The organism is Vibrio coralliilyticus ATCC BAA-450 (genome assembly GCF_000176135.1).
GTDB lineage: Bacteria > Pseudomonadota > Gammaproteobacteria > Enterobacterales > Vibrionaceae > Vibrio > Vibrio coralliilyticus.
On the sequence record NZ_ACZN01000015.1, the window covers coordinates 174,983 to 200,073 of the forward strand.

20 protein-coding genes are annotated in these 25,091 nt (G+C 44.6%); 13 read left to right on the plus strand and 7 right to left on the minus strand.

Translation table 11 applies throughout. The features are described 5' to 3' along the window. The first annotated feature begins 46 nt into the window (after window positions 1–46). The 3 genes from VIC_RS08275 to VIC_RS08285 all read left to right on the plus strand — a co-directional run bounded on the left by VIC_RS08275 (window position 47) and on the right by VIC_RS08285 (window position 3,483). The gene (locus tag VIC_RS08275; protein ID WP_006959035.1) at window positions 47–562 is read left to right on the plus strand and encodes a hypothetical protein; all 516 of its coding nucleotides are present in this window, start codon (window positions 47–49) and stop codon (window positions 560–562) included. Between the two features lie 141 nt (window positions 563–703). After that, window positions 704–2,350 carry a pyridoxal-dependent aspartate 1-decarboxylase PanP gene (gene panP / locus VIC_RS08280; RefSeq protein WP_006959036.1) on the plus strand — a complete coding sequence of 549 codons (1,647 nt, stop codon included), beginning with the start codon at window positions 704–706 and terminating at the stop codon, window positions 2,348–2,350. 278 nt (window positions 2,351–2,628) lie between these two features. Further along, window positions 2,629–3,483, plus strand: a complete 855-nt coding sequence (locus VIC_RS08285; RefSeq protein ID WP_019276064.1) for a MurR/RpiR family transcriptional regulator — start codon at window positions 2,629–2,631, stop codon at window positions 3,481–3,483. Window positions 3,484–3,519: 36 nt separating this feature from the next. Here VIC_RS08285 and VIC_RS08290 read toward each other — a convergent pair whose 3' ends face one another. After that, the gene (locus VIC_RS08290) at window positions 3,520–4,767 is read right to left on the minus strand and encodes an iron-containing alcohol dehydrogenase (RefSeq protein ID WP_006959038.1); all 1,248 of its coding nucleotides are present in this window, start codon (window positions 4,765–4,767) and stop codon (window positions 3,520–3,522) included. A 278-nt stretch (window positions 4,768–5,045) separates the two neighbouring features. Between VIC_RS08290 and VIC_RS08295 the strand changes: the two genes are divergently transcribed. Next, window positions 5,046–5,312 carry a GrxA family glutaredoxin gene (locus tag VIC_RS08295; RefSeq protein ID WP_006959039.1) on the plus strand — a complete coding sequence of 89 codons (267 nt, stop codon included), beginning with the start codon at window positions 5,046–5,048 and terminating at the stop codon, window positions 5,310–5,312. Between the two features lie 189 nt (window positions 5,313–5,501). Next, window positions 5,502–7,184 carry an aspartate:alanine antiporter gene (locus VIC_RS08300; protein ID WP_006959040.1) on the plus strand — a complete coding sequence of 561 codons (1,683 nt, stop codon included), beginning with the start codon at window positions 5,502–5,504 and terminating at the stop codon, window positions 7,182–7,184. A 59-nt stretch (window positions 7,185–7,243) separates the two neighbouring features. On the opposite strand, the gene VIC_RS08305 is transcribed toward VIC_RS08300, so the two are convergent. The 4 genes from VIC_RS08305 to VIC_RS08320 all read right to left on the minus strand — a co-directional run bounded on the left by VIC_RS08305 (window position 7,244) and on the right by VIC_RS08320 (window position 10,400). Beyond that, window positions 7,244–7,921, minus strand: coding sequence for an ABC transporter permease (locus tag VIC_RS08305; protein ID WP_006959041.1), 678 nt, complete (start codon window positions 7,919–7,921; stop codon window positions 7,244–7,246). Window positions 7,922–7,924: 3 nt separating this feature from the next. Then, window positions 7,925–8,665 (minus strand): ABC transporter permease, encoded by a 741-nt coding sequence (locus VIC_RS08310; RefSeq protein WP_006959042.1) that lies wholly within the window; start codon window positions 8,663–8,665, stop codon window positions 7,925–7,927. A gap of 124 nt (window positions 8,666–8,789) precedes the next feature. Further along, window positions 8,790–9,560: an ABC transporter substrate-binding protein gene (locus tag VIC_RS08315; RefSeq protein WP_006959043.1), complete on the minus strand. Its 771-nt coding sequence runs from the start codon at window positions 9,558–9,560 to the stop codon at window positions 8,790–8,792. Between the two features lie 69 nt (window positions 9,561–9,629). After that, a complete protein-coding gene (locus tag VIC_RS08320) occupies window positions 9,630–10,400 on the minus strand; it encodes an ABC transporter ATP-binding protein (protein ID WP_006959044.1) in 771 nt (256 codons plus the stop codon). Window positions 10,401–11,075: 675 nt separating this feature from the next. Between VIC_RS08320 and VIC_RS08325 the strand changes: the two genes are divergently transcribed. The 3 genes from VIC_RS08325 (at window position 11,076) to VIC_RS08335 (ending at window position 16,371) form a co-directional block, all read left to right on the plus strand. After that, a complete protein-coding gene (locus VIC_RS08325) occupies window positions 11,076–12,623 on the plus strand; it encodes a DUF3360 family protein (RefSeq protein WP_006959045.1) in 1,548 nt (515 codons plus the stop codon). Between the two features lie 299 nt (window positions 12,624–12,922). Further along, entirely contained in the window at window positions 12,923–15,199 is a 2,277-nt protein-coding gene (gene pflB, locus VIC_RS08330; protein ID WP_006959046.1) for a formate C-acetyltransferase, read from the plus strand. Window positions 15,200–15,369: 170 nt separating this feature from the next. Continuing rightward, window positions 15,370–16,371, plus strand: coding sequence for a lipid A deacylase LpxR family protein (locus VIC_RS08335; RefSeq protein WP_039951642.1), 1,002 nt, complete (start codon window positions 15,370–15,372; stop codon window positions 16,369–16,371). Here VIC_RS08335 and VIC_RS08340 read toward each other — a convergent pair. Further along, on the minus strand, window positions 16,368–18,248 hold the full coding sequence (locus tag VIC_RS08340; protein WP_006959048.1) for a methyl-accepting chemotaxis protein: 1,881 nt from the start codon (window positions 18,246–18,248) through the stop codon (window positions 16,368–16,370). The genes VIC_RS08335 and VIC_RS08340 overlap by 4 nt on opposite strands. Window positions 18,249–18,474: 226 nt before the next feature. Here VIC_RS08340 and pflA point away from each other — a divergent pair, with 226 nt between their 5' ends. From pflA to VIC_RS08355, 3 genes are all read left to right on the plus strand, one after another. Continuing rightward, a complete protein-coding gene (pflA, locus tag VIC_RS08345) occupies window positions 18,475–19,215 on the plus strand; it encodes a pyruvate formate lyase 1-activating protein (protein WP_029236135.1) in 741 nt (246 codons plus the stop codon). Between the two features lie 69 nt (window positions 19,216–19,284). After that, window positions 19,285–19,950 (plus strand): energy-coupling factor ABC transporter permease, encoded by a 666-nt coding sequence (locus tag VIC_RS08350; protein WP_039951644.1) that lies wholly within the window; start codon window positions 19,285–19,287, stop codon window positions 19,948–19,950. Window positions 19,951–20,075: 125 nt separating this feature from the next. Beyond that, window positions 20,076–20,576 carry a YfbU family protein gene (locus tag VIC_RS08355; RefSeq protein ID WP_006959051.1) on the plus strand — a complete coding sequence of 167 codons (501 nt, stop codon included), beginning with the start codon at window positions 20,076–20,078 and terminating at the stop codon, window positions 20,574–20,576. 64 nt (window positions 20,577–20,640) lie between these two features. Here the strand turns inward: VIC_RS08355 and VIC_RS08360 are convergent, their stop codons facing one another. After that, on the minus strand, window positions 20,641–21,408 hold the full coding sequence (locus tag VIC_RS08360) for a MipA/OmpV family protein (protein WP_006959052.1): 768 nt from the start codon (window positions 21,406–21,408) through the stop codon (window positions 20,641–20,643). A gap of 338 nt (window positions 21,409–21,746) precedes the next feature. Here VIC_RS08360 and VIC_RS08365 point away from each other — a divergent pair, with 338 nt between their 5' ends. Then, window positions 21,747–23,681 carry a PrkA family serine protein kinase gene (locus tag VIC_RS08365; RefSeq protein WP_006959053.1) on the plus strand — a complete coding sequence of 645 codons (1,935 nt, stop codon included), beginning with the start codon at window positions 21,747–21,749 and terminating at the stop codon, window positions 23,679–23,681. Between the two features lie 136 nt (window positions 23,682–23,817). After that, complete coding sequence (locus VIC_RS08370) at window positions 23,818–25,089, plus strand: YeaH/YhbH family protein (RefSeq protein WP_006959054.1); 1,272 nt, start codon at window positions 23,818–23,820, stop codon at window positions 25,087–25,089. The last annotated feature ends 2 nt before the right edge of the window (window positions 25,090–25,091 follow it).

Sequence of the window (25,091 nt, forward strand, 5' to 3'; positions counted from 1 at the left end):
GCTAATTTAGTGGGTTTATAATAACTATTCTTCAAAAGGAATCATTATGACACGTCTACTTATTGCTTTGCTGCTGGGCGCGACCTCTACTATGGTTGCCGCAGCTGACAATGCATGTTTGTCCAAGAAATACGACGCCTATGTTGATGCTTCTCTACACTGGTACGAAGATCTCGCAAAGCTAACTTCTGAACAATACCCTGACTTAAAAGAAGTCAGTGAGTGGTTTCTGGAAGGTCGAAAAAACCATTTTGAGTTGAACCGCGCTGCTGTTCACTACTACCTTGAAAACGACCCATCTAAGATTGCTACCAGTCAGCCCGTTGAAGCTTGGCTTCAGCTGGAGCAGAAGGACATTAAAACCTTGTCCTCGCGTAGCGATGAACTCGGTCGACTGGCGCAGGTCACCTTCAGTGATCGTCAATCAAAGCCGCATGAGAAGAACTACGATCTTCGCTCGGCTTTCGCAGATTTGTTGAGCCATCCAACAAAAATTGATGATGCGTTAAAGCGCTACAATGAAGCGATTAAAGACCTAGAAACCATTTCATGTGATACATAATGGATATTGCCGCTGGACCTTTTCTTCAGCGGCAACGTTCAAATCACAGTATCTAAGATCAAACAATTAAGACGGGACTTTGCGCCCGTTTTCGTTTAGATTGTCCCGCTGCAACAAAAAAGATAAGAGCAATGTAGCTGTATGGTATCGGAACATAAAACGGCTGACGCGAGTTTCGAGAGTTTACTCCGAATCTTTACCGTCCCTGAAGGGCCAGACTCAACACTGACAAAAATCGAAGAAAAGTTATCGCAAAACCTGAACCAGTTTTTGCGCGAACATATCGTCGCGGAAGAAAAGCCACTTAGAGAAATCGAAAAAGACTTCTCCAATGCGTCACTTCCAGAGCAACCCGAATTCGTTTCCGAGCATACTCAACATTTGCTTGATACCTTAGTATCACATTCAGTTCATACTTCTGCACCGAGCTTTATCGGCCACATGACTTCGGCACTGCCCTACTTTTTGATGCCACTGTCTAAGATCATGATCGCGCTCAATCAAAACTTGGTCAAAATCGAAACATCCAAAGCTTTTACACCTTTAGAGCGCCAAGTACTTGGTATGCTTCACCGACTGGTATACAACCAGAACGATGAGTTTTACGCTAAATGGATGCACAGTGCTAATCATTCTCTGGGTGCTTTTTGTTCTGGTGGAACTATCGCCAACATTACGGCACTTTGGGTTGCGAGAAACAACGCCTTAAAAGCTACAGGTGATTTCAAAGGTGTAGAAAAAGAAGGGCTATTCAAAGCCATGAAACATTATGGCTATGAAGGTCTTGCTGTATTAGTTTCTGAGCGCGGGCACTATTCATTGAAAAAAGCGGCAGACGTTCTTGGTATTGGACAAGAAGGTTTGGTTGCCATTAAAACAGATACTAATAACCGTATTTGTCCTCAAGCGCTGCAGGAAAAAATAACTCAGCTAAAACAGCAAAACATTAAGCCCTTTGCAGTGATTGGTGTTGCCGGTACAACAGAGACTGGCTCGATTGACCCAATCGCCGATATCGCGGCTATTTGTCAGCGTGAAAGTTGCCATTTCCATATTGATGCAGCATGGGGCGGTGCGACCCTGATGTCTAACAACTATCGTCACCTCTTGGACGGCGTAGAGTTAGCAGACTCGATAACCATTGATGCTCACAAACAGCTCTACATTCCTATGGGTGCGGGCATGGTGCTGTTTAAAGATCCAGAAGCCATGAAATCTATCGAGCACCACGCACAATATATCTTGCGTAAAGGCTCGAAAGACCTAGGCAGTCACACGCTAGAAGGCTCTCGTTCTGGTATGGCCATGCTGGTTTATGCCGCGATGCATATCATCAGTCGCCCTGGTTACGAGCTACTGATCGATCAAAGTATTGAAAAAGCCAAGTACTTCGCCGAGTTGATCAAACAGCAGATCGATTTCGAACTCGTCTCAGAGCCGGAACTGTGTCTACTGACCTATCGATACATTCCAGCTGAGATCCGCAGTGCTCTTGAAAAAGCCGGTCCTAAGCAGAAGTCGGAAATAAATGAGTTGCTCAATGAGCTGACAAAGTTCATTCAGAAACGACAACGCGAAACAGGTAAGTCTTTTGTTTCTCGAACTCGCCTCAACCCCGAGCAATGGGACAGAATGAATACCATTGTATTCCGAGTTGTACTAGCTAATCCTCTTACTGGACGAGACATCCTGAGCATGGTTCTCGAAGAGCAGCGAGAGATTGCAAAACAAGCACCAAAATTGATGGCGAGGATCCAATCCGCCGCTCAAAAAATCAAAGAAAACTGAAAATTTCTTTCGAAAAAGCTGTAACTTGCCGAACATCGACAGCCTCAAACCGCGAAAACCTTTGCATATAACACGCATTTATGTAGTTTTGGCAAAATTTAGTTTGAGGCTTGTCATATTCTCACTAATTGAACCGTATAAAAATTACTGTAAACCTTTTGCTTAGGTTTATACTGGACGCATGGCGCTGGATAGTTATTGCCTTTAGGTGACGACTTGTGACCTCTTTTACCAACAGGCATATCCAGTGAGTTGTTCTCTATACCCTCGTGAACACTATGAATACATTAGAAAAAATTCAGAAAAACCTAGAGAATTTCAGCAAGTCTGAACGTAAGGTTGCCGAAGTCATCATGGCATCTCCTCAGACTGCGATTCACTCTAGTATCGCTACACTGGCTAAAATGGCTGATGTGAGTGAGCCAACTGTTAACCGTTTTTGCCGCCGTTTGGATACCAAAGGTTTCCCCGACTTTAAACTTCATCTGGCACAGAGCCTCGCAAATGGTACACCTTATGTGAACCGCAACGTTGAGGAAGATGATGGCCCAGACGCCTACACACATAAGATTTTCGAATCAACCATGGCTTGTCTCGATGTAGCCAAGAATAGCCTCGATTCAATGCAAATCAACCGTGCCGTTGACCTGCTAACTCAAGCAAAACGCATTTCGTTTTTTGGCCTTGGTGCTTCTTCTGCCGTTGCTCGTGATGCGCAAAACAAGTTTATTCGTTTTAATATCCCGATTACCTGTTTTGAAGATATTGTCATGCAACGCATGAGCTGTATTAACTGTACAGATAATGACGTGATTGTACTGATTTCTCACACTGGCCGAACTAAAAGCCAGGTCGAAATTGCCAACTTAGCACGCGAAAATGGTGCAACGGTCATTGCGATCACAGCAAAAGATTCACCTTTGGACAAAGCGAGCTCATTGTCGATTTCACTTGACGTACCTGAAGACACAGACGTTTACATGCCGATGGCGAGTCGTGTTGTACAAATGACTGTGATTGACGTGTTGGCAACCGGCTTTACCCTTCGCCGAGGCTCTGGCTTTAGAGAAAACCTCAAACGCGTCAAAGATGCGTTGAAAGACTCTCGGTACGATAAGCTGTCCCAATTTTAAAAAGGAGCGCATTAGCGCTCCTTTTTGTTTCAATGTTTAAGAGTTCTGTAATCGAACTTCTACGTCAGCCAAGCCACTCTTCACAATCTGAGCGCTTGACTGCTCACTCGACTCTGCTAAAAGACAATCATCATTACAATTGCATACCTGTTGAAGAATATAAGTTAATCTCTGCTTAGTAAGTGGCAATGGATTTCCTTTGATCGCCACAGACTTAAGTGCATCTTCCGCAACAGCATCAAAAGACGTACTACACACGCCAAACTGACTCAACGTGGGTAAGGAAAGTTTATCAAGCATCATGTTGGCCCATAGTACCCCATCTTCCCGTTTAGCATTCACTCTACCCGTCAGCAAAATCGCCATCTTCTTGTAACGAGCTAAAACGTCGTGCCTTTCTGCATCCTGTGCTGCTTTTATGTTTTCCGTCATCACATGGGGTGCAAGCCTCGCCGCAATCACGCTATGAGGTGCTTCGAGCTTGCCACCCAAGGCGGAAGCCAGCCCATGCGCTGCGCCAAGTTTGGCATTAGTGCTAGCCATTCCCCCCAGCATAGCAACAAAAGAGAGGTCAGAGCGAGCTTGCGGTTTGTCTTCAAGGCACCCGGACAGAATCGAAGTACTCAGCCTGCGAAGTCCTTCTTCACATATCATATCGGTTAGTGGGTTTGGGTCACCACAAACATAGGCTTCCATTAAGCGAGTAAAAGTCTCCATTGCTCCACGGCCCGATTTGTAAGAATCGGTCCCATAGGTCAATGTCGGGTCAACGATGGCCACATCCGCCAGCATCTCCGGACTACGTAAACTCACTTTGACTTTGTCCTGTCCTGAACGTAGCACTGCATTACGGGTTACCTCAGAGCCCGTACTTGCTGTCGTTGGGATAGCGATAAAAGGGATAGGTTTAGCCTTTAACGGCACATTACGCCCGACGACTTCCACATAGTCATAAACGTCGCCTTGGTTGGGAATGATCGCCGCTAAGGCTTTCCCCATGTCTAAAACACTTCCGCCTCCCATGGCAACAACCATATCTGGTTTGAATTTCCGCCCCACTAAAGCAGTTTCTTCAATCATTACGATGTTAGGTTCACCAGAAACGGAAACGTGCTGATAGCGCATCCCCTGCGACTTGATGTAGTCGACAACCATCTCGACTCTATCTAGACTTTGGCCTGAGACAAGCAACACGCTGTAACCATATTGATTAAGAATAGAAAGAGATGACTGTAAGGCACCTTCACCAAAGACAATACGGGTGGAGGTCATGAACTGGAACATAGCCGAACACTCCTTGCTAATGACTTTCAATAGAGTGCCTTGAAGCGGGAAGAATTAAATTGACACAGTGCAATTTGTGATGATTAACCTCATAAAAAATCAGACTTTCGCGAGCAACTCCACGAGTTAATTATGTCGCTTATTTGGTAAAATTGTATAGATTACAGGCAAAAATCAATCAATAGATTTTACCTATCAAACCAAGAGGTAATTGCGACTTTATTTCCGACTTTGATTCGGGCATAGTTGCACGTAACAAAATAAAGGAGAAAGACAATATGTTCGTAGTTATCTTTGGTCGCCCAGCTTGCCCATACTGTGTACGCGCAAAAGAGCACGCAGAAACACTAAAAGCAAAGCGTGACGACTTCAACTACCGTTACGTTGATATCCACGCAGAAGGTATCTCAAAAGCTGACCTTGAAAAAACAGTAGGTAAGCCAGTTGAAACTGTTCCTCAAATCTTCGTAGATCAAGAGCACATCGGTGGCTGCGATGACTTCGAAGCTTATGCGAAAGAGCACCTAGGTCTTTTCGACGAGTAATCGTTCCAAATTGAAAGAAAGCCGCTGTAATAAGCGGCTTTTTTTTACTTTAAATTAAATCAATGTTGTGAATTCGTAGCCCAAGTCAGCTAATAGTAAATTATAAAATTTTTCACTTATCATTTTGCAATATTCAGATACAATTCGCACACTTAACTTATCCTCTGGCACTGACATAAGAGCTGCCCCGTGAACATCGACGTTGTAAATTTGCTTGAGCAAAACCCCATCCTCCTCATCTTTGTAGTACTCGCCACTGGCTTAGCTATCGGAAAAATTCGTTTTGGAAATCTGCAGCTTGGCAACTCAATAGGTGTTTTACTTACCTCTCTCATCATGGGACACCTTGGCTTTACGTTTAATGCCGATGCTTTAACCATTGGGTTTATGCTCTTCATTTACTGTGTCGGTATCGAGGCAGGGCCAAACTTCTTCGGTATTTTCTTCAGGGATGGTAAACACTACTTCATCCTAAGCATGGTGGTGCTAACGACCGCGTTATGTATCACTTATTTCGCTAGCCACAGCATGGGATTAGATTTTGGCTTGTCAGCAGGGATGATGGCAGGCGCGCTAACAGCGACCCCTGTATTAGTAGGTGCGCAAGATGCGCTCAACTCCGGTTTAGCCACCACTCCGCGTGGTATGGATTTTTCACAAGTTATTGAAAACTTGTCCGTTGGTTACGCTATGGCGTATCTGATTGGCTTGATCAGTATGATCACATTCGCCAAGCTGCTACCAAAACTTCAAAAGCAAAATCTATCCGATTCTGCTCAGCAAATTGCTCAAGAGCGTGGTTTAGGCAGTACTGGGCAACGAAAGGTTTACTTACCAATCATTAGAGCTTACCGCGTCGGTCAGGAATTGATCGACTGGATTGACGGTAAGAACCTACGAGAGCTCGGTATTTACCGACAAACTGGCTGTTATATTGAGCGTATTCGTCGAAACGGCATTCTCGCCCACCCAGATGGGGACGCCATTCTCCAAGAAGGTGATGAGATTGCACTGGTTGGCTTCCCAGATAGTCATGCGCGACTAGACCCTAGTTTTAGAAACGGCAAAGAGGTGTTCGACCGTAATCTACTGGATTTGCGGATTGTCGAAGAAGAGATCGTCGTAAAAAGTGATTCCATCGCGGGCAAACGCCTGTCAGACCTGAACCTGTCCGAATATGGCTGTTTTCTTAACCGGGTAGTACGCGCGCAGATAGAAATGCCGATGGATTTAGACATCGTCCTAGCTAAAGGTGATGTGCTGCAAGTGAGTGGCGAGAAGAGCCGCGTTCACGGCTTAGCAGAAAAAATCGGCTTCATCTCGATTCACAGTCAGATGGCAGATCTGTTGGCTTTCTGCAGCTTCTTCATCCTTGGTATCATGTTTGGCCTTATCACCATGACCTTTGGTCAAGTTTCGTTTGGCTTAGGTAACGCGGTTGGCCTTCTACTCTCTGGTATTACGCTAGGCTTCTTAAGAGCTAACCACCCTACGTTCGGCTATGTTCCTCAGGGCGCGCTGAATATGGTCAAAGATCTCGGCTTGATGTTCTTTATGGTCGGTATTGGCCTAAGTGCTGGCGGTAAGATGTTTGAGCACTTAGCGCAGGTTGGCCCACAGGTCATCGGTCTATCATTCCTTGTGAGTGTGGTTCCTGTCGCACTTGCTTACCTTGTGGGTGCTTATATTTTGAAAATGAACCGAGCACTGCTGTTTGGTGCCATTATCGGTGCTAGAACCTGCGCACCAGCGATGGATATCGTTAACGATTATGCTAAATCGACCATTCCAGCACTGGGTTATGCAGGAACTTACGCTATCGCAAATATTCTGATGACACTCGCGGGAACAGTGTTGATTATCCTCAGTTGATGAGTTCCAGATACAAAAAAGGCTTCCAATCGGAAGCCTTTTTAGGTTTTGAACCACGATTAGCTCAGCGGTCTCAAGTACGCTAGGAATCGCTTCTCAGCTAACTTGAAGCACCAGAGAATCATAAACGTCAGTGCCATGTAGAACAGTCCTGCAGTGAGGAAAGATTCGAACGGCGCATAATAGCGAGAGTTTACCAAGCGTGCTGCACCGGTAAGGTCAACAATCGTGACAATACCTGCAACGGCACTACCGTGAAGCATGAAAATGACTTCATTACTGTAAGCTGGTAATGCACGGCGTAATGCACTCGGCAAAATGATACGGCGGTAAGTCATAAATGTTCCCATACCATACGCTTTAGCGGCTTCGACCTCACCTTTCGGTAAGCCGTTTATCGATCCTCGAATGATTTCTGCTGTATACGCTGATGTGTTAAGCACAAACGCCACAAGCGCACAGAACCATGCGTTCTCCCACAAAGTATCTTTAACTGGGAAGAACTGATCCATACCGTAGTAGATCAGGTAGAGCTGAACCAGCAACGGTGTACCACGGAAAAAGTAGATAAATGCCCAGCTCGGTCCATTAATTAAGTAATTTGTGCTATTACGCGCCACACCAAGAGGAATCGCGACGCAAAGGCCAATAATCAGAGCTAAGCCCACCAGCCATGCCGTCGTCCATAACCCATCAAGATAAATTGGCAAACTTTCGATAATCAGTGAAAAGTCCATTTCTTACCTCGCATGAATACTGAATTTGCGTTCGACTAGCTTGAGTAAGCCCGTTGAGACACTGGTGAAGAAAAGGAAAATGATTGCAACAGCCATGTAGAAAGTGAATGGCATTTTCGTTGAGCCTGCGGCAAGCGAACTCATACGCACCATATCTTCCAGCCCGATAATGGAAACCAGTGCGGTTGTCTTAAGCAGTACCAACCAGTTGTTACCAAAACCCGGCAGCGCGTGGCGAATCATCTGCGGCAATAAAATGCGTCGGAATGCCAGTACTGGACTCATGCCATAAGCTTTCGCTGCTTCTAGCTCGCCCTTGTCTACTGCCATAATCGCACCGCGGAACGTTTCCGCCATGTACGCACCGAAAATGAAGCCAATGGTCAAAACACCAGCAACGAATGGGCTCACATCAATGTAATCTGGTAGATAAGACGTCCATTCATGATTTGGGTCGCTTGAAGCAAACCACTCATTCAAAGATTCATTAATGGCATACAAGCCGTTGTTGAGAAGAATTTGTCCGCCGAAGAAAATCAGCATCATTAAAACTAAATCGGGAATACCACGAATCACTGTGGTGTAAAGCGTTGCAATTGCGCGTGCCCAGCGGTACGGCGCCATTTTTGCCAATGCGCCCAGCATGCCTAAAACCATCGCAAGTAGCAGCGAGAGCAGCGCTACTTCTATGGTCACTATGGCCCCTTTAAATATAGAGGCTTCGTATCCTTGTAAATCCAGCATAGGTGAGTTCCTGATCCCTAGACTCAAAGCTTGCTTACTGACTTAAGAGCAATCAACAAGCCATAGATATAATTCGACCGCTGGCTACTTCTAGGAACTAGAACCAGCGGTCGCTTTCCGATGATTACTGACCGTAAACGTCGTAGTTGAAGTACTTAGCAGCAATCTCTTGGTAAACACCTTTCTCACGTAGAGACAGGATTGCAGCATCTAGCTTCTTAGTAAGATCTTTATCTTGCTTACGTACTGCGATACCAAAACCTTCACCGAACCATTTTGGATCCGTTAGTGACGGGCCAACAAATTCGTAAGCTTCACCACCAGCTTTATTTAGTACGCCTTCTTCAAGTGCAGATGCATCGCCAAGAACAGCGGCAACACGACCGTTTGCTAGGTCAAGGTATGCTTCGTCGAAAGAACCGTAACGTACGATCTCAACTTTGTCACCGTAGTTATCAGTTAGGTACTTATCGTGAGTTGTTGCACGTTGAACCGCGATTTTTTGACCATCTAGGTTGTCAAAATCTAGACCGGCGCCTTTTTTCGCGATGAATTTGTTAGGGATCAGAGCGTATTTGCCCGTGAAATCAACTTTCTTCTTACGCTCTTCAGTGATAGACATTGCTGCGATGATGGCGTCGTATTTACGCGCTAATAGAGAAGGAATAATGCCATCCCAGTCTTGTGCAACAATCTTACATTTAACCTGCATTTCCTTACATAGAGCATTTGCCATGTCTACGTCGAAGCCTTTAAGAGAACCATCAGCCTCCGTCCAGCTAAATGGAGGATACGCACCTTCAATACCAAAACGAACTGTCTTCCAATCTTTCGCTTGAGCTACACCTGTTGCTGCCGTAGCAGCCAAAGCTGCAACTACTAACCACTTTTTCATTTCCATACTCCTGTGATTGTGATTTTTATCTTGTATTGTGTCTGTCTTTCGCCTGCTATAAGAGCAAGCTTAGTAAATTGATGAGATGAACTGCTGTAGACGTTCTGAGTCTGGGTTAGTGAAGAGCTTAGCAGGGTCTCCCTGCTCTTCCACTAGACCTTGGTGCAAGAACATGACATGGTTAGAAACATCGCGTGCAAACGCCATTTCGTGCGTTACAACCAGCATGGTTCGACCTTCTTCAGCCAGATCTCGCATTACACCTAGCACCTCACCGACTAATTCTGGGTCAAGTGCTGAGGTAGGTTCGTCGAATAGCATGACTTCAGGATCGACAGCCAATGCACGCGCAATCGCTGCACGTTGTTGCTGGCCGCCAGATAAATGGCCTGGGTAGTAATCTTTACGCTCGTAAAGACCTACTTTCTTGAGCAGAAGTTCAGCATTTTCCAAAGCCTGAGCTTTTGGTACGCCTAGCACATGCACGGGTGCTTCTATGACATTTTCAAGCACCGTCATATGTGACCAGAGATTAAAACCTTGGAATACCATGGCAAGTCTGGAACGGATACGCTGTACTTGTTTTTCATTGGCAGGAACAGCCTCACCTTGGCGATTATTTTTCATTTGAATCAACTCACCGTTAACCCAAATTTCACCTTCAGTAGGCGTTTCAAGAAGGTTGATACATCTTAGGAAGGTACTTTTACCTGAACCTGATGAACCAATAATGGAGATAACGTCCCCTTTGTGTGCCTCAAGCGAGATACCTTTAAGGACTTCATTTTGCCCGAATGTTTTGTGCAGTTCCTTTATGTCCAGCGCTGGTACATCATTCATGCGCTAATACTCCCTGTCTTTATTATAATTGCCGACTCGATAAACGGCTTTTCCGCCGGCTAATTGCTGGGTTCCACCCACATTTCGCTACAAACTAGCACTCCCCAGACCAACATGCAACAAATTATTAACCTTCATTTTAGGGATATATAGCCACTTTATATGAGTAAACATTCATTTTATAGAGTAATTCGCTCCATAATACGCATAAATCATTTTAATAAACATATTATCTACCGAAGTGATAAATTAACATTTTTATAAAAACCAGATCTATCTCAACAATTCTCTCAATAATGGAAATTGAAGTGCTGTTTTTCCTCCAATCGAAAGTCATAAAACTCACAATGTGAAAATAATTTTCACTTTACAATTCAACGACTCGCTTATACGGCCTTAGCTGTGTAGTTTTCTTTCACATTCTTTCATAAAGTGATCTAAATCAATCACTCCTTAGGGGTAGCGCGTTACACTCGCGTCAAAGATAAAAGCCTCAATAAGCGAATTTTTGTCTTTTCTATCGTCTATGCTTAAGCACGTAAAATGCGCTCCACAGACGATAGCTCAAGGACCCAAATGCAGGACGCTAAGTCAGGTTTTTATAAGATCGCCCACCCACAATAATTACGGGCGACTCTTTGAAGAATCATTAACTTTTTAGAATATGAGGAATCTATGTCAGACGCAGTCAATAAACCGCACTCTGATTCGGATATCGAAAACAAGAGCTATCGTGAGCTGCACCGCCCAGCTTCCGAATTTGAGAGCCGTTCAGATTATCTAGATCATGAACTTCAGATCATGAAGCCTCGTCGCTTCGGTTTAAACTTACCTGGTCGTGACTTCCGTTTCGAGCTCGAAGACTTAGTACCCGCGCTAGCCGGCACTATCGGTATTATCGCGATGTACTCAGCGGTAATGATGTCTTGGGCTGAAGGCCTGACCGCTGCTTGGGATCACATCAACCTAGGCAAGGACTTCGCTATTGAGGTGGCACGAGTAGAAATGCTCATCCCTGCCCTTCTATTCTGTGTATTGGCGTCTGGTTTCATCAACCCGAAAGCAAACCTCGCAGGTAACCACGGGCCAATGATCCCTCTTATCGGCACCATCGCTTTAGCTGGCGCACACCCTCTTGCATTGGCTATCCTGATCGGTGTTTTCGGTTTACTGCTGAGCTTCCTGAAAGGCGGCTCCAAATTAGTAAACCTCACGTCAGAAGGTACTGCAGGTGGATTACTGATATTCCTAGGCCTCACCGGCACTATGAGCCAGATAAACTCTATCCAAGCTTGGGCTGTAGGTCTTCAATCGGACACAGTAGCCGCAGGTAGCATGGGCTATGTTGGTCTGATTGTCTTGGCCGTAACCATCGCTCTATATGCGTTTTTGGCAAAAGTAAACAAACGTTGGCTTGCTATTCCCGTTTGTGCATTTACAGGCTTAGCGATTGCACTCGTGCTTGGCGCAGGCTTTGACATCAAGTTCGTCACAGAAACTGGCTTACCGAACCTAAACCCAGTTTACTGGTGGGGCAGTACCGAAGAAGGTTGGATGCTTGGGCTACCAAACATGGAGCACTTCATTGCGTCACTACCTTTCGCCATTCTGGCTGTCGCTATGTGGTCTCCTGATTTCTTAGGTCATCGTATCTTCCAAGAACTGAACTACCCTAAAAAGACAGAAAAAGTACTGATGGATGTAGACGACACTATGACCATGTGTTCTGTTCGTCAGATGGTTGGTACAGCCGTGGGTGGCGGTAATATTACGTCATCTTGGGGCACTTACATGATCCCAGCTGCGATTGCGAAACGTCCTATCCCAGGCGGTGCAATCCTTCTTGGCCTATTAGTGATGATCATTGCAATTCTTGGCTTCCCGATGGACATCGCTGTATGGCCACCTGTGATGCGTGTAGCATTGCTTGTTGGTGTATCGCTGCCTCTACTTGAAGCAGGTATGCAGATGGTTAAAGACTCGAAAGACTCCCAAGCCGCAGGTATCTGTATCTTTGGTTCTGCTGTCGTTAACCCAGTATTGGCTTGGGCATTGACTATGCTTCTGGATAACAATGGCTTGATTGGTGATAAAGAACGTGCAGCTCGCTTGTCTTTCGTCGATAAAATCGTCATTCCAGTGGGCGTGCTTGTAATCTGTCTGATTGCGATGCTGGCAGTCGGTATGCTTGAAGGCCAATACGGCATTAAAGCCTGGCTATAGAAATTCAAAAAATTTGTGGGTGGCAAGCTATGCCACCCTCTTTTTATCGACTTTTTTGAGGATTTATTGATTTAGTTTAAGGTTTGCAATTTTTTTTTAGTTTAACCTTGAAACCAAGTTAATAAGAAACCATGTAAAAGTTAGTGACAATATTTATAGTTTAAAACGCACACAATGATCGATTTTAGAGACTATACATATTGTTATTCATAAAGAGTGTACCGCTCCTGTAAAGGAAAACTAACTAGCTCAATGGTTAGAAAGGTACGTGTTTTTTCTACTAAAAAGGTAGGTATGTCATGGCAGAGCAATTTGCTAAAGCTTGGGAAGGTTTTGCTGAAGGTGACTGGCAAAACGAAGTAAACGTTCGTGATTTCATTCAAAAGAACTATGCACCTTATGAAGGCGACGAATCTTTCCTTGTTTCTGAAGGTACTGAAGCAACAAATAAGCTTTGGGAAAAGGTAATGGAAGGTATTAAACAGGAAAACGCGACTCACGCACCTGTTGATTTTGATACTTCAGTTATCTCTACCATCACTGCTCACGATGCAGGCTACATCAACAAAGATCTGGAAACGATCGTTGGTCTTCAAACTGACGCCCCACTAAAACGCGCTATCATCCCTAACGGTGGTATTCGTATGGTGGAAGGTTCTTGTAAGGTTTACGGTCGTGAGCTTGATCCTAAGATCAAAGAAATCTACACAGATTACCGTAAAACACACAACGCGGGTGTTTTCGATATCTACACTCCAGACATCCTAAAATGTCGTAAATCTGGTGTTCTGACTGGTCTTCCAGATGCATACGGTCGTGGTCGTATCATTGGTGACTACCGTCGTGTAGCTCTGTACGGTATCGACTTCCTAATTAAAGACAAGCTAGCTCAATTCGCTTCTCTACAAGAGAAATTTGAGAATGGCGAAGATCTTCAAATGACTATGCAGCTTCGCGAAGAAATCGCAGAGCAGCACCGTGCACTTGGCCAAATGAAAGTGATGGCTGAGAAATACGGTTGTGACATCTCTCGTCCAGCTGAAACTGCACAAGAAGCTATCCAGTGGACTTACTTTGGCTACCTAGCGGCTGTTAAGTCTCAAAACGGCGCGGCTATGTCTCTAGGTCGTACTTCTACGTTCCTAGATATCTTCATCGAGCGTGATATTGCTGCAGGTAAGATCACTGAAGAACAAGCTCAGGAAATGATCGACCACTTCGTAATGAAACTACGTATGGTTCGTTTCCTACGTACTCCTGAGTACGATGACCTATTCTCTGGCGATCCAATTTGGGCAACAGAATCTATGGGTGGTATGGGTCTTGACGGTCGTACGCTAGTTACTCGTACTAACTTCCGTTTCCTAAACTCTCTATACACTATGGGTCCTTCTCCAGAGCCGAACATCACTGTTCTATGGTCTGAGCAACTACCTGAAGGCTTCAAGAAGTTCTGTGCGAAAGTATCTATCGATACTTCTTCAATCCAGTACGAAAATGACGATCTAATGCGCCCAGACATGGAGTCAGACGACTACGCAATCGCTTGTTGTGTATCTCCAATGGTTGTTGGTAAGCAAATGCAGTTCTTCGGTGCTCGTGCTAACCTTGCGAAAACTATGCTTTATGCAATCAACGGTGGTGTTGATGAGAAGCTGAAGATGCAAGTTGGTCCAGAAATGCCTAAGATCACTTCAGAAGTACTAGACTTCGACGAAGTGTGGAACAACCTAGACCACTTCATGGATTGGCTAGCGAAGCAGTATGTTGCTGCCCTAAACAGCATCCACTTCATGCACGACAAGTACTCTTACGAGTCTGCGCTTATGGCTCTACACGATCGCGACGTTTACCGCACTATGGCTTGTGGTATTGCAGGTCTATCTATCGCAGCAGACTCACTATCTGCAATTAAACATGCGAAAGTGAAGCCAATCCGTGACGAAGATGGTGTTGCAGTCGACTTCGAAATCGAGGGCGATTACCCTAAATTTGGTAACAACGATGCTCGCGTAGATGACATTGCTTGTGAACTGGTAGAAGTGTTCATGAACAAGATCCGTAAGCTTAAGACTTACCGCGATGCTGTTCCTACTCAGTCTATCCTTACTATTACATCTAACGTTGTATACGGTAAGAAAACAGGTAACACGCCAGACGGTCGTCGCGCAGGTGCTCCGTTTGCTCCAGGTGCAAACCCAATGCATGGCCGTGATGAAAAAGGTGCGGTAGCCTCTCTGACGTCTGTTGGTAAACTGCCGTTTGCTCACGCGAAAGATGGTATTTCTTACACCTTCTCTATCGTGCCAAACGCACTGGGTAAAGAAGAGACGTCACAGCGTGCTAACCTTGCTGGCCTGATGGACGGTTACTTCCACCACGAAGCAGGTATCGAAGGTGGTCAGCACCTAAACGTGAACGTACTTAACCGCGATACTCTAGAAGACGCTGTTAAGCACCCTGAAAAATACCCACAGCTAACTATTCGTGTTTCTGGTTACGCTGTACGCTTTAACTCTCTGACTGCAGAACAGCAACAAGACGTTATCGCGCGTACTTTCACCGAATCACTATAAGTTTGGTTGATTGACTTTAAAGCCCCGCTTAATTAAGCGGGGCTTTTTTATTGCGAAGCAAATCAAAAGTTAGACTCAAGCCACATTTATATTTCAATTTTCTTTCTTTCCTCTCTGATGAATACGATATGGAGTAATATCTAGGCTCCATTCAGAAATGATGTATTGAAATGAACCTATTACGCACTCTTCCTTTGATACTGTTAGCCTCAAGTGCTGTAGCTTCCGAGCGCTCAACCGTATCGTTTTCAATTGATAATGATGGCGTATTTGGTGTCGATCAGGATTATACCAACGGACTGTTTCTCACCTATACCTCGGGCGCTGTTACACCCAATTGGTTGACTAACCCCATGAGCTTATCATTCTGGGGCGGCGCCTCTCTGGACAAGTACGAATTTACACTTGGCCACAAAATGTATACACCGTCAGACATTAATGCCACCACACCAATGGTAAATGACCGACCTTATGCTGGTTATCTCCATGCTGAATTTAACTACATCAGCCTTCATCCTCAGCAAGCGCAACGTTTCAATCTTACACTAGGTACGACAGGTGAAAGCTCACTCGCGGATCAAGCACAAGATATCGTTCACGGCATTACAGGATCTGATGAACCTCGCGGTTGGGCATATCAGGTTGATGACGAGTTTGTTGGTAGCCTTGGTTACCTTAGCCACTTCAATCTTTGGCGTGAACGCGCCATCGCAAATACAGACTGGGAGATTTCAAACGTTTCCGAAGTGAACGCTGGTAATTTCCGCAGTGATGTATCAACAGGCTTCATGTTCCGTTGGGGAACGGACTTAGCGGGAAGCATGGGAGCGGCAAACATTGATAATGAAAACCCATTCCGCGCAGGTATGCTAGGCGCTTCACAAGGTGGTTGGTTTATATTTGGTGGTATTGAAGCTCGCTACCGCTTTAACGACATCACAATTGAAGGCGACCGCTCGGGTGTGGTCGACTACGCTAATCGCAACGGTGATAACCCAAGTATCTATGATGTAACTCTAGAAGAGAAACAAGCCAGCGCGGTGGCTGGCTTTGCTTGGTATAACGAGCATTTTGGTGCAACCGTTACGGCTACAGCGAAAACTCCTGACTACAAAGAAGCAAAAGATTCAATGTACGGCACAGGTGGCCTCGCATTATATGCTTTCTTTTAAATCGTAAACCTCTGGCAGTCACTATTAAGGCTGCCAGCTCTCTGCTCCACTACCTGACTGACAGAGCGCAGTTGTTCATTGTTTTCTTCTAACTCTTTCATTGCACTGGAAATCTGAGTCATACTGTCTGCCATAGATTGACTGGTCGTTGCTAATTCTTTAATGGACGCAAAGATGACGTCTGTCTGGTGCGAAGCTTCATCGGCTTTTTCTGTAATGGTGCGCAGTGCTTGCATCGCCTCATGGCCTTTTTCCTGCCCTGTTCGCATCGACGTTTCAGATTGACCAATGTACTGGATAACTTCAGCACTTTCTTTTTTCATCGTGTCTATGGTTTCAGAAATTTCGGCAACCGCATCAACGGTTCTTACCGCCAAACTACGAACTTCATCTGCCACGACGGCAAACCCACGTCCCTGCTCACCTGCTCGCGCCGCTTCTATTGCCGCATTCAAAGCCAGAAGGTTGGTTTGCTCTGCAATGCCGTTGATAATGTCCATGACCGAATCGACTTTGGAAGACGCTTCTTCCAACTGCTGAATATGTCCAGCCGCGGATGTAAGTATCGAACCAACTTCTTCAAGCGAGCCAATCGCGGCTCCAATGATTTGTGCCCCTTTCTCGGCTGAGTCAGTAGAAGAACGACTGATTTCTGATACAAATTCCAGTGAATTAGACACCTCTTGTGTCGTCACACTTACTTCTTCTGTAGCAGATGCCAATAACTGAGTCTGCCCCAGTACTTCAGACTGGTGATGAGCCAGCATATCTAGGCCTTGGTTAAGTTCAACTGCATTGCCAGACAACGCCTGCCCGCTGGATTGCACACCAGAGACCAGCTCACCCAAGTTTTCACAGCTTTCATTTATACTGATTGCCAGTTGGTTAAACTCATCATTGGGGTTCTTAGTCAAAGCCATCCGTTTCGACAAATCACCTGCCGAGACATTGTGCAAAATCTCACGAGTCTTGGTCAGAGATCGAGATAAGGAAGTGCTCTGCATGATGAAAATAGCTATAGTGAAGACGGCAAGAATGATACAAGCGACTAAGATGGACCATAACGTTTGCTCAGAAGACTTTTCTGCAGACAGTTGGTACTGTGAACTGATACCACCTAATTCACTTGTGACGGCTGCAATCAGTTGAGTCAATTGCATCTTGGTTGAAATTAGCTGCTGCTCGACACTGCCTAATTGTTTGGAAAGCTCACTCACTCGGACGAATGTCGCTTTGTATTGCTCTATCTCTTTCTCATACAAATCCAACATGGCGTAAACATTGGACATGCTTTCGAATGCACCCATGGCACGATTGAACAGCTTTAGGTTTTCTTCGTTCGGTTGTAGTAAGTAGTTTTGTTGTGACTTAACCATCGCTTGGAAATCTGAGTTGAGCGTTACCATCCCAGTTTCAGCAATTTTCTGCTCGATAATATTGGCAAGCTTTTTCAATTCCCCTAGCTTGCCTTCATCGATATTAAAACCGAGTTCTTGCTTGAGCTCTAACCAAGGATTAGCTGCAGCTTGGAAGTCTCCTATACTTTGTTCCAGTTCGTTGGCATAGCTCTTTAGGTTCAGTACATTGAGGAAAGCGACATCATTGTTAACGGCTTCAACAATATCGCTAATATCTTGTTTTGCTTTCGCGACCTGAGCGCCCTCTAGATTATCCAGCTCACTACTTAAGGTAAGAATTTTACTTTGGGTCTGATAGATTGAAATGGAGCCAGAAGAAATATCACCACTGGAATGATACTGCTCACTCATTTGAGTAAGCCTAGAGGAGGTAAACACTGCGAGTATGACAAATCCTATTGTCAGTACAATTAAAAACAGTGTGACTTTCTGTTTTTGCGATAGCGCAAGCATATCCATAAGAAATCCTTAAACATCAATCGGATGCAATTAAAACTTGCCTAGCCTGTTTGTTTATTAATTATTATAAAAACCATATTTGGCAACATTTTTATAACATACATTTTAGTCTATGTGCGCTTTTTTTATTAGTCAGTAAAATCTTGATGATAAAAACCTGAAATGCTATTTAAACCCTACTTTTTGTAATAAAATAACGAACAAATCACTAATTAGAGATGAGCACATGTCAGCAACCGGTCGTATCCATTCTTTCGAGTCCTGTGGAACAGTTGATGGCCCAGGAATTCGTTTTATTGTCTTTATGCAGGGATGTTTAATGCGATGCATGTATTGCCACAATCGCGATACATGGGACACTCATGGTGGTAAGGAAGTCACGGTTGAAGAGATCATTAACGAAGCGAAAAGCTATCGTCACTTTATGAATGCATCTGGTGGTGGTGTTACTTGCTCAGGTGGTGAAGCGATGTTACAGCCTGAATTTGTCCGCGACTTTTTCCGTTCCGCCAAAGCAGAAGGAATCCACACCTGTCTCGATACCAATGGCTATATTCGTAAGCATACTGAAGTCATAGATGAAGTACTTGAAGCCACAGATCTAGTCATGCTGGATCTAAAGCACATGAAAGACGAAGTGCACCATGACTTTATTGGCGTTTCTAATCGACGCACCTTAGACTTTGCCCGCTACTTGCACCGTATCGGCCAAAAAACATGGATTCGCTACGTCGTAGTACCTGGTTATACCGATGATGAAGAAGCCGCACATATGCTTGGTGAGTTCATCAAAGACATGGACAACATTGAAAAGCTCGAACTTTTGCCATACCACAAGTTAGGAGCCCACAAATGGGAAGCACTAGGGTTGGATTATCCACTAGAAGGCGTTAACCCGCCGTCCAAAGAAACCATGGACAATATCGTTTCAATCCTTGAGCAGTATCACTCAAACGTAAAATATTGATACCATCTACTAAACATTTCATAAAAAATACCAACCAGATCGCGGTTGGTATTTTTTTAAGAGGCCATTTTGCTACTTCCCGAACTCTTTGCATTGTTTTTCATACTGCTCTCAGTGAATTTTATCTGGAAGGATGTATTTCGCGTATTACTTCCGAAACTCTCGGCTGAAAGAGGATTTCAGCACCTGACATTTGCCGTAATCTTTGCACTGTTCGCTTTGTGGTCAGCACAAGCAGGGGTGAAGGAAGGTTTATCAATCCATTTTCTGGCACTGACATCTTTAACGTTAATGTATGGTTGGCGAAGCGCTTACGCCATCTCAATCGTCGTTGCGCTGCTGCTGGCCGTCTTTGGACAATTAGCATTTAGCGAGTTACCTGAATACATCTTACTTTCTTGCTTACTCCCAATATCAATCAGCTACTTAGTTTTTCTGGTAAGTTATCAATACTTACCGAGAAACATCTTTGTGTTCATCTTCGTTGCTGGATTTTTCAATGGAGCCTTCACAGGTAGTGCTCACCTTATTATCAACTCTGTCTATCATGTCGTTCAAGGCACTCACGACTGGGAAACCATATTCGACAATTATATGGTTTTTGTTCCTCTTCTAGCGTTCCCAGAAGGTCTACTCAATGGAATGACGATGGCAATGTTTGCGGTATTCAAACCAGAGTGGTTACGTGTTTTCTCCGACCGCGATTACATCTACAACCACTACCACAAGAAGTAACCATTTAAACTGAAATTTCTTTACATTTTTCATAATAAACATGTGTTGAGATCATGTTTCAGTGCGTAATGAAAAGATAACCTAAGCACATTAAAGATGTATTAGATTATTTTAGTGAGGCCACCATGGAAATGACCAACGCACAGCGCTTGATCCTATCTAACCAGTACTACTTGATGTCTCAAATGGACCCAGAAAACGCGGCAAAATACAGTCGTTTACAAACCATCGTTGAGCGTGGTTACGGGCTTCAGATGCGTGAACTGGACAAAGAATTTGGCTGTCTGAAAGAGGCAGAATGTCGCGAAATCATTGATATCATGGAGATGTTCCACGCAATGCAAGAATCTACAAAGATGCTATCCGAGGTGGAGCAAGCCGACGTAGATCAACGCCGCCTAATGTTCTTAGGTTTTGACATTGCAACAGAAGCCCAGCATGTAAATTACGTACGATTTCTTGTCGATTCTGAAGGTCTATATTCACAATTTGATAAAGGCGACCACCATTTTAATGCCCAGATGCCGATGCTGGAGAAGTACCGCCGCATGCTAACCACTTGGCGTAACTGCCCTCGTCAATACCATCTGTGCAACAACGAGTTAAAACAGATATTCAATGCTTAATCAGAGCGCATACAAAAAAGGGTTGCTCTTGAGCAACCCTTTTTATTATTCACATATTAACTCACTAAAATACGTAAGCGATGCCAATGTTGGCTGATGTTGTCACTCCACTTTCAATAAGAGGACTGCTCTCAATCGACCCTTCTAAGTTGGTATAACGAACCCCACCTGTTACTCGTACACTCGGCGTAATATGCAAATAGGCAGAAGCACTAATAAAATACTGACCATCCCAATCTGCTTCAAATGCACTAAAAGTTGGGTCGTATGCCTGTGCTCTTGCCGCTTCTGCTGCGCTTACACCGTATAAATGGTCATTGATCTTGTCACTGTTATACGCATATCCGATTGATGGAGTAATTCCCCACCCTTTTTGGCGAAACGGCAACCGCCAAGCAGCTTCAGCGTATAATCCATTATGAGTACCACCTAAATCCGTCCCAGCTGTAGCCTCCAGTACACCTGCCAAAGTGATTAACTGGTAACTAATTCCACCTAAAACAGTCGCTTTACGTTCATCCATTTGTTGGATAGCGCGATTATCAGAATCACTCGGTTTTAACGTTCGTGGATCGTAAGCTGCGCGAAAGATGATGTTTTGAGGCGAACCAGCAGGAAAAAGACGATAACCAGCACTAAACCCACGTAAGAATAAGTGCTCACCTTCATAACCCACTAGAGGGATCACGGTTTCATTGGACGGCGTGTCTTTGTACACCGCAGGGGAATAAGAAGCCGCAACACCTAAAGACCATTGAGAAATTTTTGCATGGGCAAGCGGAGCGATCGTAAGAGCAGTGACCGTCGCTAGTTTAAGCCAGGAAGTTTTCAATTTAATACCTAATTTATGATGGGATTGGACATCTGGGTGGCATTATACGAAACGGCATACACCAAAACAACACCCTCTTGAGTGATTAATCACCTGTTTTAATGAGCAAAAACTATACCAATAAGAAAATACATTCACACCAAGGATATCAACTTATTTGCATTTAACAGGGCTCAAATTCCGCTTATCGTCAACAAGTGGTCAAACATCACAATTTGCAAATAAACACATATTTTTTAAGCAAAATTCTAAAAACCAACTAGTCTTTAATAGGAAAGGATTTGTTTTTTCTATGCGGGTTGATTGTCTATAAAGACAGGTTCAGAGGGGAATTCATTATGAGTATTTTCGACCATTACCAAGCGCGCTACGAAGCTGCCAAGGATGAAGAATTATCTTTACAGGAATTCTTGACGCTATGTAAAGATGATAAAAGTGCTTACGCTAATGCCGCAGAGCGTCTACTGATGGCTATCGGCGAACCAGAGCTAATCGATACTGCGCAAGATCCATGCTTAAGCCGAATTTTTTCAAATCGGGTCATTTCCCGATATGAAACCTTCAAAGACTTCTATGGCATGGAAGAAGCGATTGAACAAATCGTTTCTTACCTAAAACATGCCGCACAAGGCTTAGAAGAACGTAAACAGATTCTTTATTTGCTCGGCCCTGTAGGTGGCGGTAAATCCTCCCTTGCAGAGAAGCTCAAAGCGCTGATGCAACAAGTGCCTATTTATGTGCTTTCAGCAGACGGCGAACGAAGCCCAGTAAACGACCATCCGTTCTGCTTATTCGACGTCGGTGAAGATGGCGAACTGCTCAAACGCGAGTATGGCATCGAAAAACGCTATTTGCGTTCAATTATGTCGCCATGGGCGGCAAAACGTCTCCACGAATTTGGCGGCGATATCACTAAGTTTAAAGTAGTGAAAGTGCGTCCTTCTATTTTGGATCAGGTCGCTGTGGCGAAAACAGAGCCGGGTGATGAAAACAACCAAGATATTTCATCACTAGTCGGTAAAGTCGATATTCGTCAGCTTGAGCATTATTCTCAGGATGACCCAGATGCATACAGCTACTCAGGTGCTCTGTGTCGTGCAAACCAAGGCTTGATGGAATTCGTAGAGATGTTCAAAGCACCGATCAAAGTGCTTCACCCTCTACTAACTGCGACTCAGGAAGGTAACTACAATGGTACCGAAGGCCTATCAGCCTTGCCTTTCGATGGCATGATATTAGCCCACTCAAACGAATCTGAGTGGCAAACTTTCCGCAATAACAAGAACAACGAAGCATTCCTTGACCGTGTTTACATCGTCAAAGTGCCTTACTGTCTGCGTGTTGCGGAAGAAGTTAAGATCTACCAGAAACTGTTGGATCACTCTGAACTAGCAAAAGCTCCGTGTTCACCTAGTACGCTAGAGTTGTTGTCGCAGTTCAGTATTCTTTCTCGACTAAAAGAGCCTGAAAACTCATCTATCTTCTCCAAGATGCGTGTTTACGATGGTGAAACCCTGAAAGATACTGACCCTAAAGCGAAGAGTTACCAAGAGTATCGAGATTTCGCTGGTGTCGATGAAGGTATGTCAGGCCTATCAACACGTTTCGCGTTTAAGATCCTGTCTCGAGTCTTCAACTTCGATCAAACCGAAGTCGCAGCGAACCCAGTTCATCTGTTCTACGTTATTGAGCAGCAAATCGAACGTGAGCAGTTCCCTCAAGAAACCGCTGAGAAATATTTGGAATTCTTGAAAGGCTATCTGGTTCCGCGCTACGTCGAGTTCATCGGAAAAGAAATTCAAACCGCTTACCTCGAGTCTTACTCTGAATACGGACAAAACATCTTTGACCGTTACGTCACTTATGCCGATTTCTGGATTCAAGATCAGGAATATCGTGACCCAGAAACAGGCCAACTATTCGACCGTTCTGCGTTAAATAACGAACTTGAGAAAATCGAAAAAACAGCAGGCATTAGTAACCCTAAAGATTTCCGTAATGAGATTGTGAACTTTGTTCTTCGTGCTCGTGCTAACAACAATGGACAAAACCCAGTTTGGACTAGCTATGAGAAACTTCGCACTGTCATTGAGAAGAAAATGTTCTCAAATACGGAAGAACTATTACCCGTTATCTCCTTCAATGCGAAAACCTCTTCTGAAGACCAGAAGAAACACGACGACTTTGTCGCTCGTATGATGGAGAAAGGCTATACCGAGAAACAAGTCCGCTTGCTATCGGAATGGTATTTACGCGTACGTAAATCATCTTAATAGCTGAGACAACCTTCCTCTGAACGAGAGAGGAGAGCCAATGAAGTACCTGCCGGAGCATATTCTCTGGCAGGTTATTGGATGCGAACAAGATGCATGCGCTTGATAAGTGCATGTACCAAAAGAGGGGTGACTCATGGCGCAATTTATTGACCGACGACTGAACGGAAAAAATAAGAGCGCGGTAAACCGCCAGCGTTTCTTACGTCGTCATAAAGAACAAATCAAAGAATCTGTCGCAGACGCAGTCAATCGCCGTTCAATCACGAATACCGAGACAGGCGAGGATGTCGCGATTCCTCACAAAGACATCAAAGAACCAATCTTTCACCAAGGCAAAGGTGGTGTAAAAGAACGTGTCCACCCTGGTAACGATCAGTTCATTACTGGCGATAAAATCGAACGCCCTAAAGGTGGCGGTCAGGGCGGTGGCTCCGGTGAAGGCGACGCCAGCCCAGATGGCGAAGGTCAGGATGAATTCGTTTTCCAGATTTCAAAAGATGAGTATCTGGATATCCTGTTCGAAGATTTGGAGCTGCCAAATCTAGAGAAAAACCAAATCAACAAGATTACAGAGTGGAAGACTCACCGTGCGGGTTATCAAACCGCGGGTGTGCCAGCCAACATCGCGATTGTAAAATCCTTACAGCAATCTCTTGCGCGTCGGACGGCAATGACCGCGGGTAAAAAGCGTATGTTGAGAGAGCTGGAAGAAGAACTCGATCAAGTGAAAATGAGCGAACCTGCTCAACTACTGGAAGAAAAAAGACTCAAGAAGGAAATTAAAGATCTCAGACGAAAAATCGACACCGTCCCTTTCATTGATACCTTTGACTTAAGATTTAAAAACTACGAACGACGCCCAATTCCATCCAGCCAAGCTGTAATGTTTTGTCTGATGGATGTATCAGGCTCAATGGACCAAGCAACCAAAGATATCGCCAAGCGTTTCTACGTATTGCTCTACTTATTCTTGACCCGTACTTATGAAAACGTTGATGTCGTATTCATTCGCCACCACACTCAAGCAAAAGAAGTCGATGAGCATGAGTTTTTCTACTCTCAAGAAACGGGTGGCACAATAGTATCCAGCGCCCTAAAACTGATGAAGGAAATCGTTGAAGATCGTTATCCTGTCGGTGAGTGGAACATTTATGCGGCACAAGCATCTGACGGCGACAACTGGGCCGACGACTCTCCACGTTGTCGTGAGTTGCTTACCAAAAATCTATTACCAAATTGTCAGTACTACTCCTACATCGAAATCACACGACGCTCTCACCAGACCTTGTGGCATGAGTACGAGAAACTGGAAGGTGCCTTCGACAACTTTGCAATGAAGAATATTCGCAGCGTTGAAGACATATTCCCAGTATTCCGAGAGCTCTTCAGAAAAGAAACTGCTTAGGG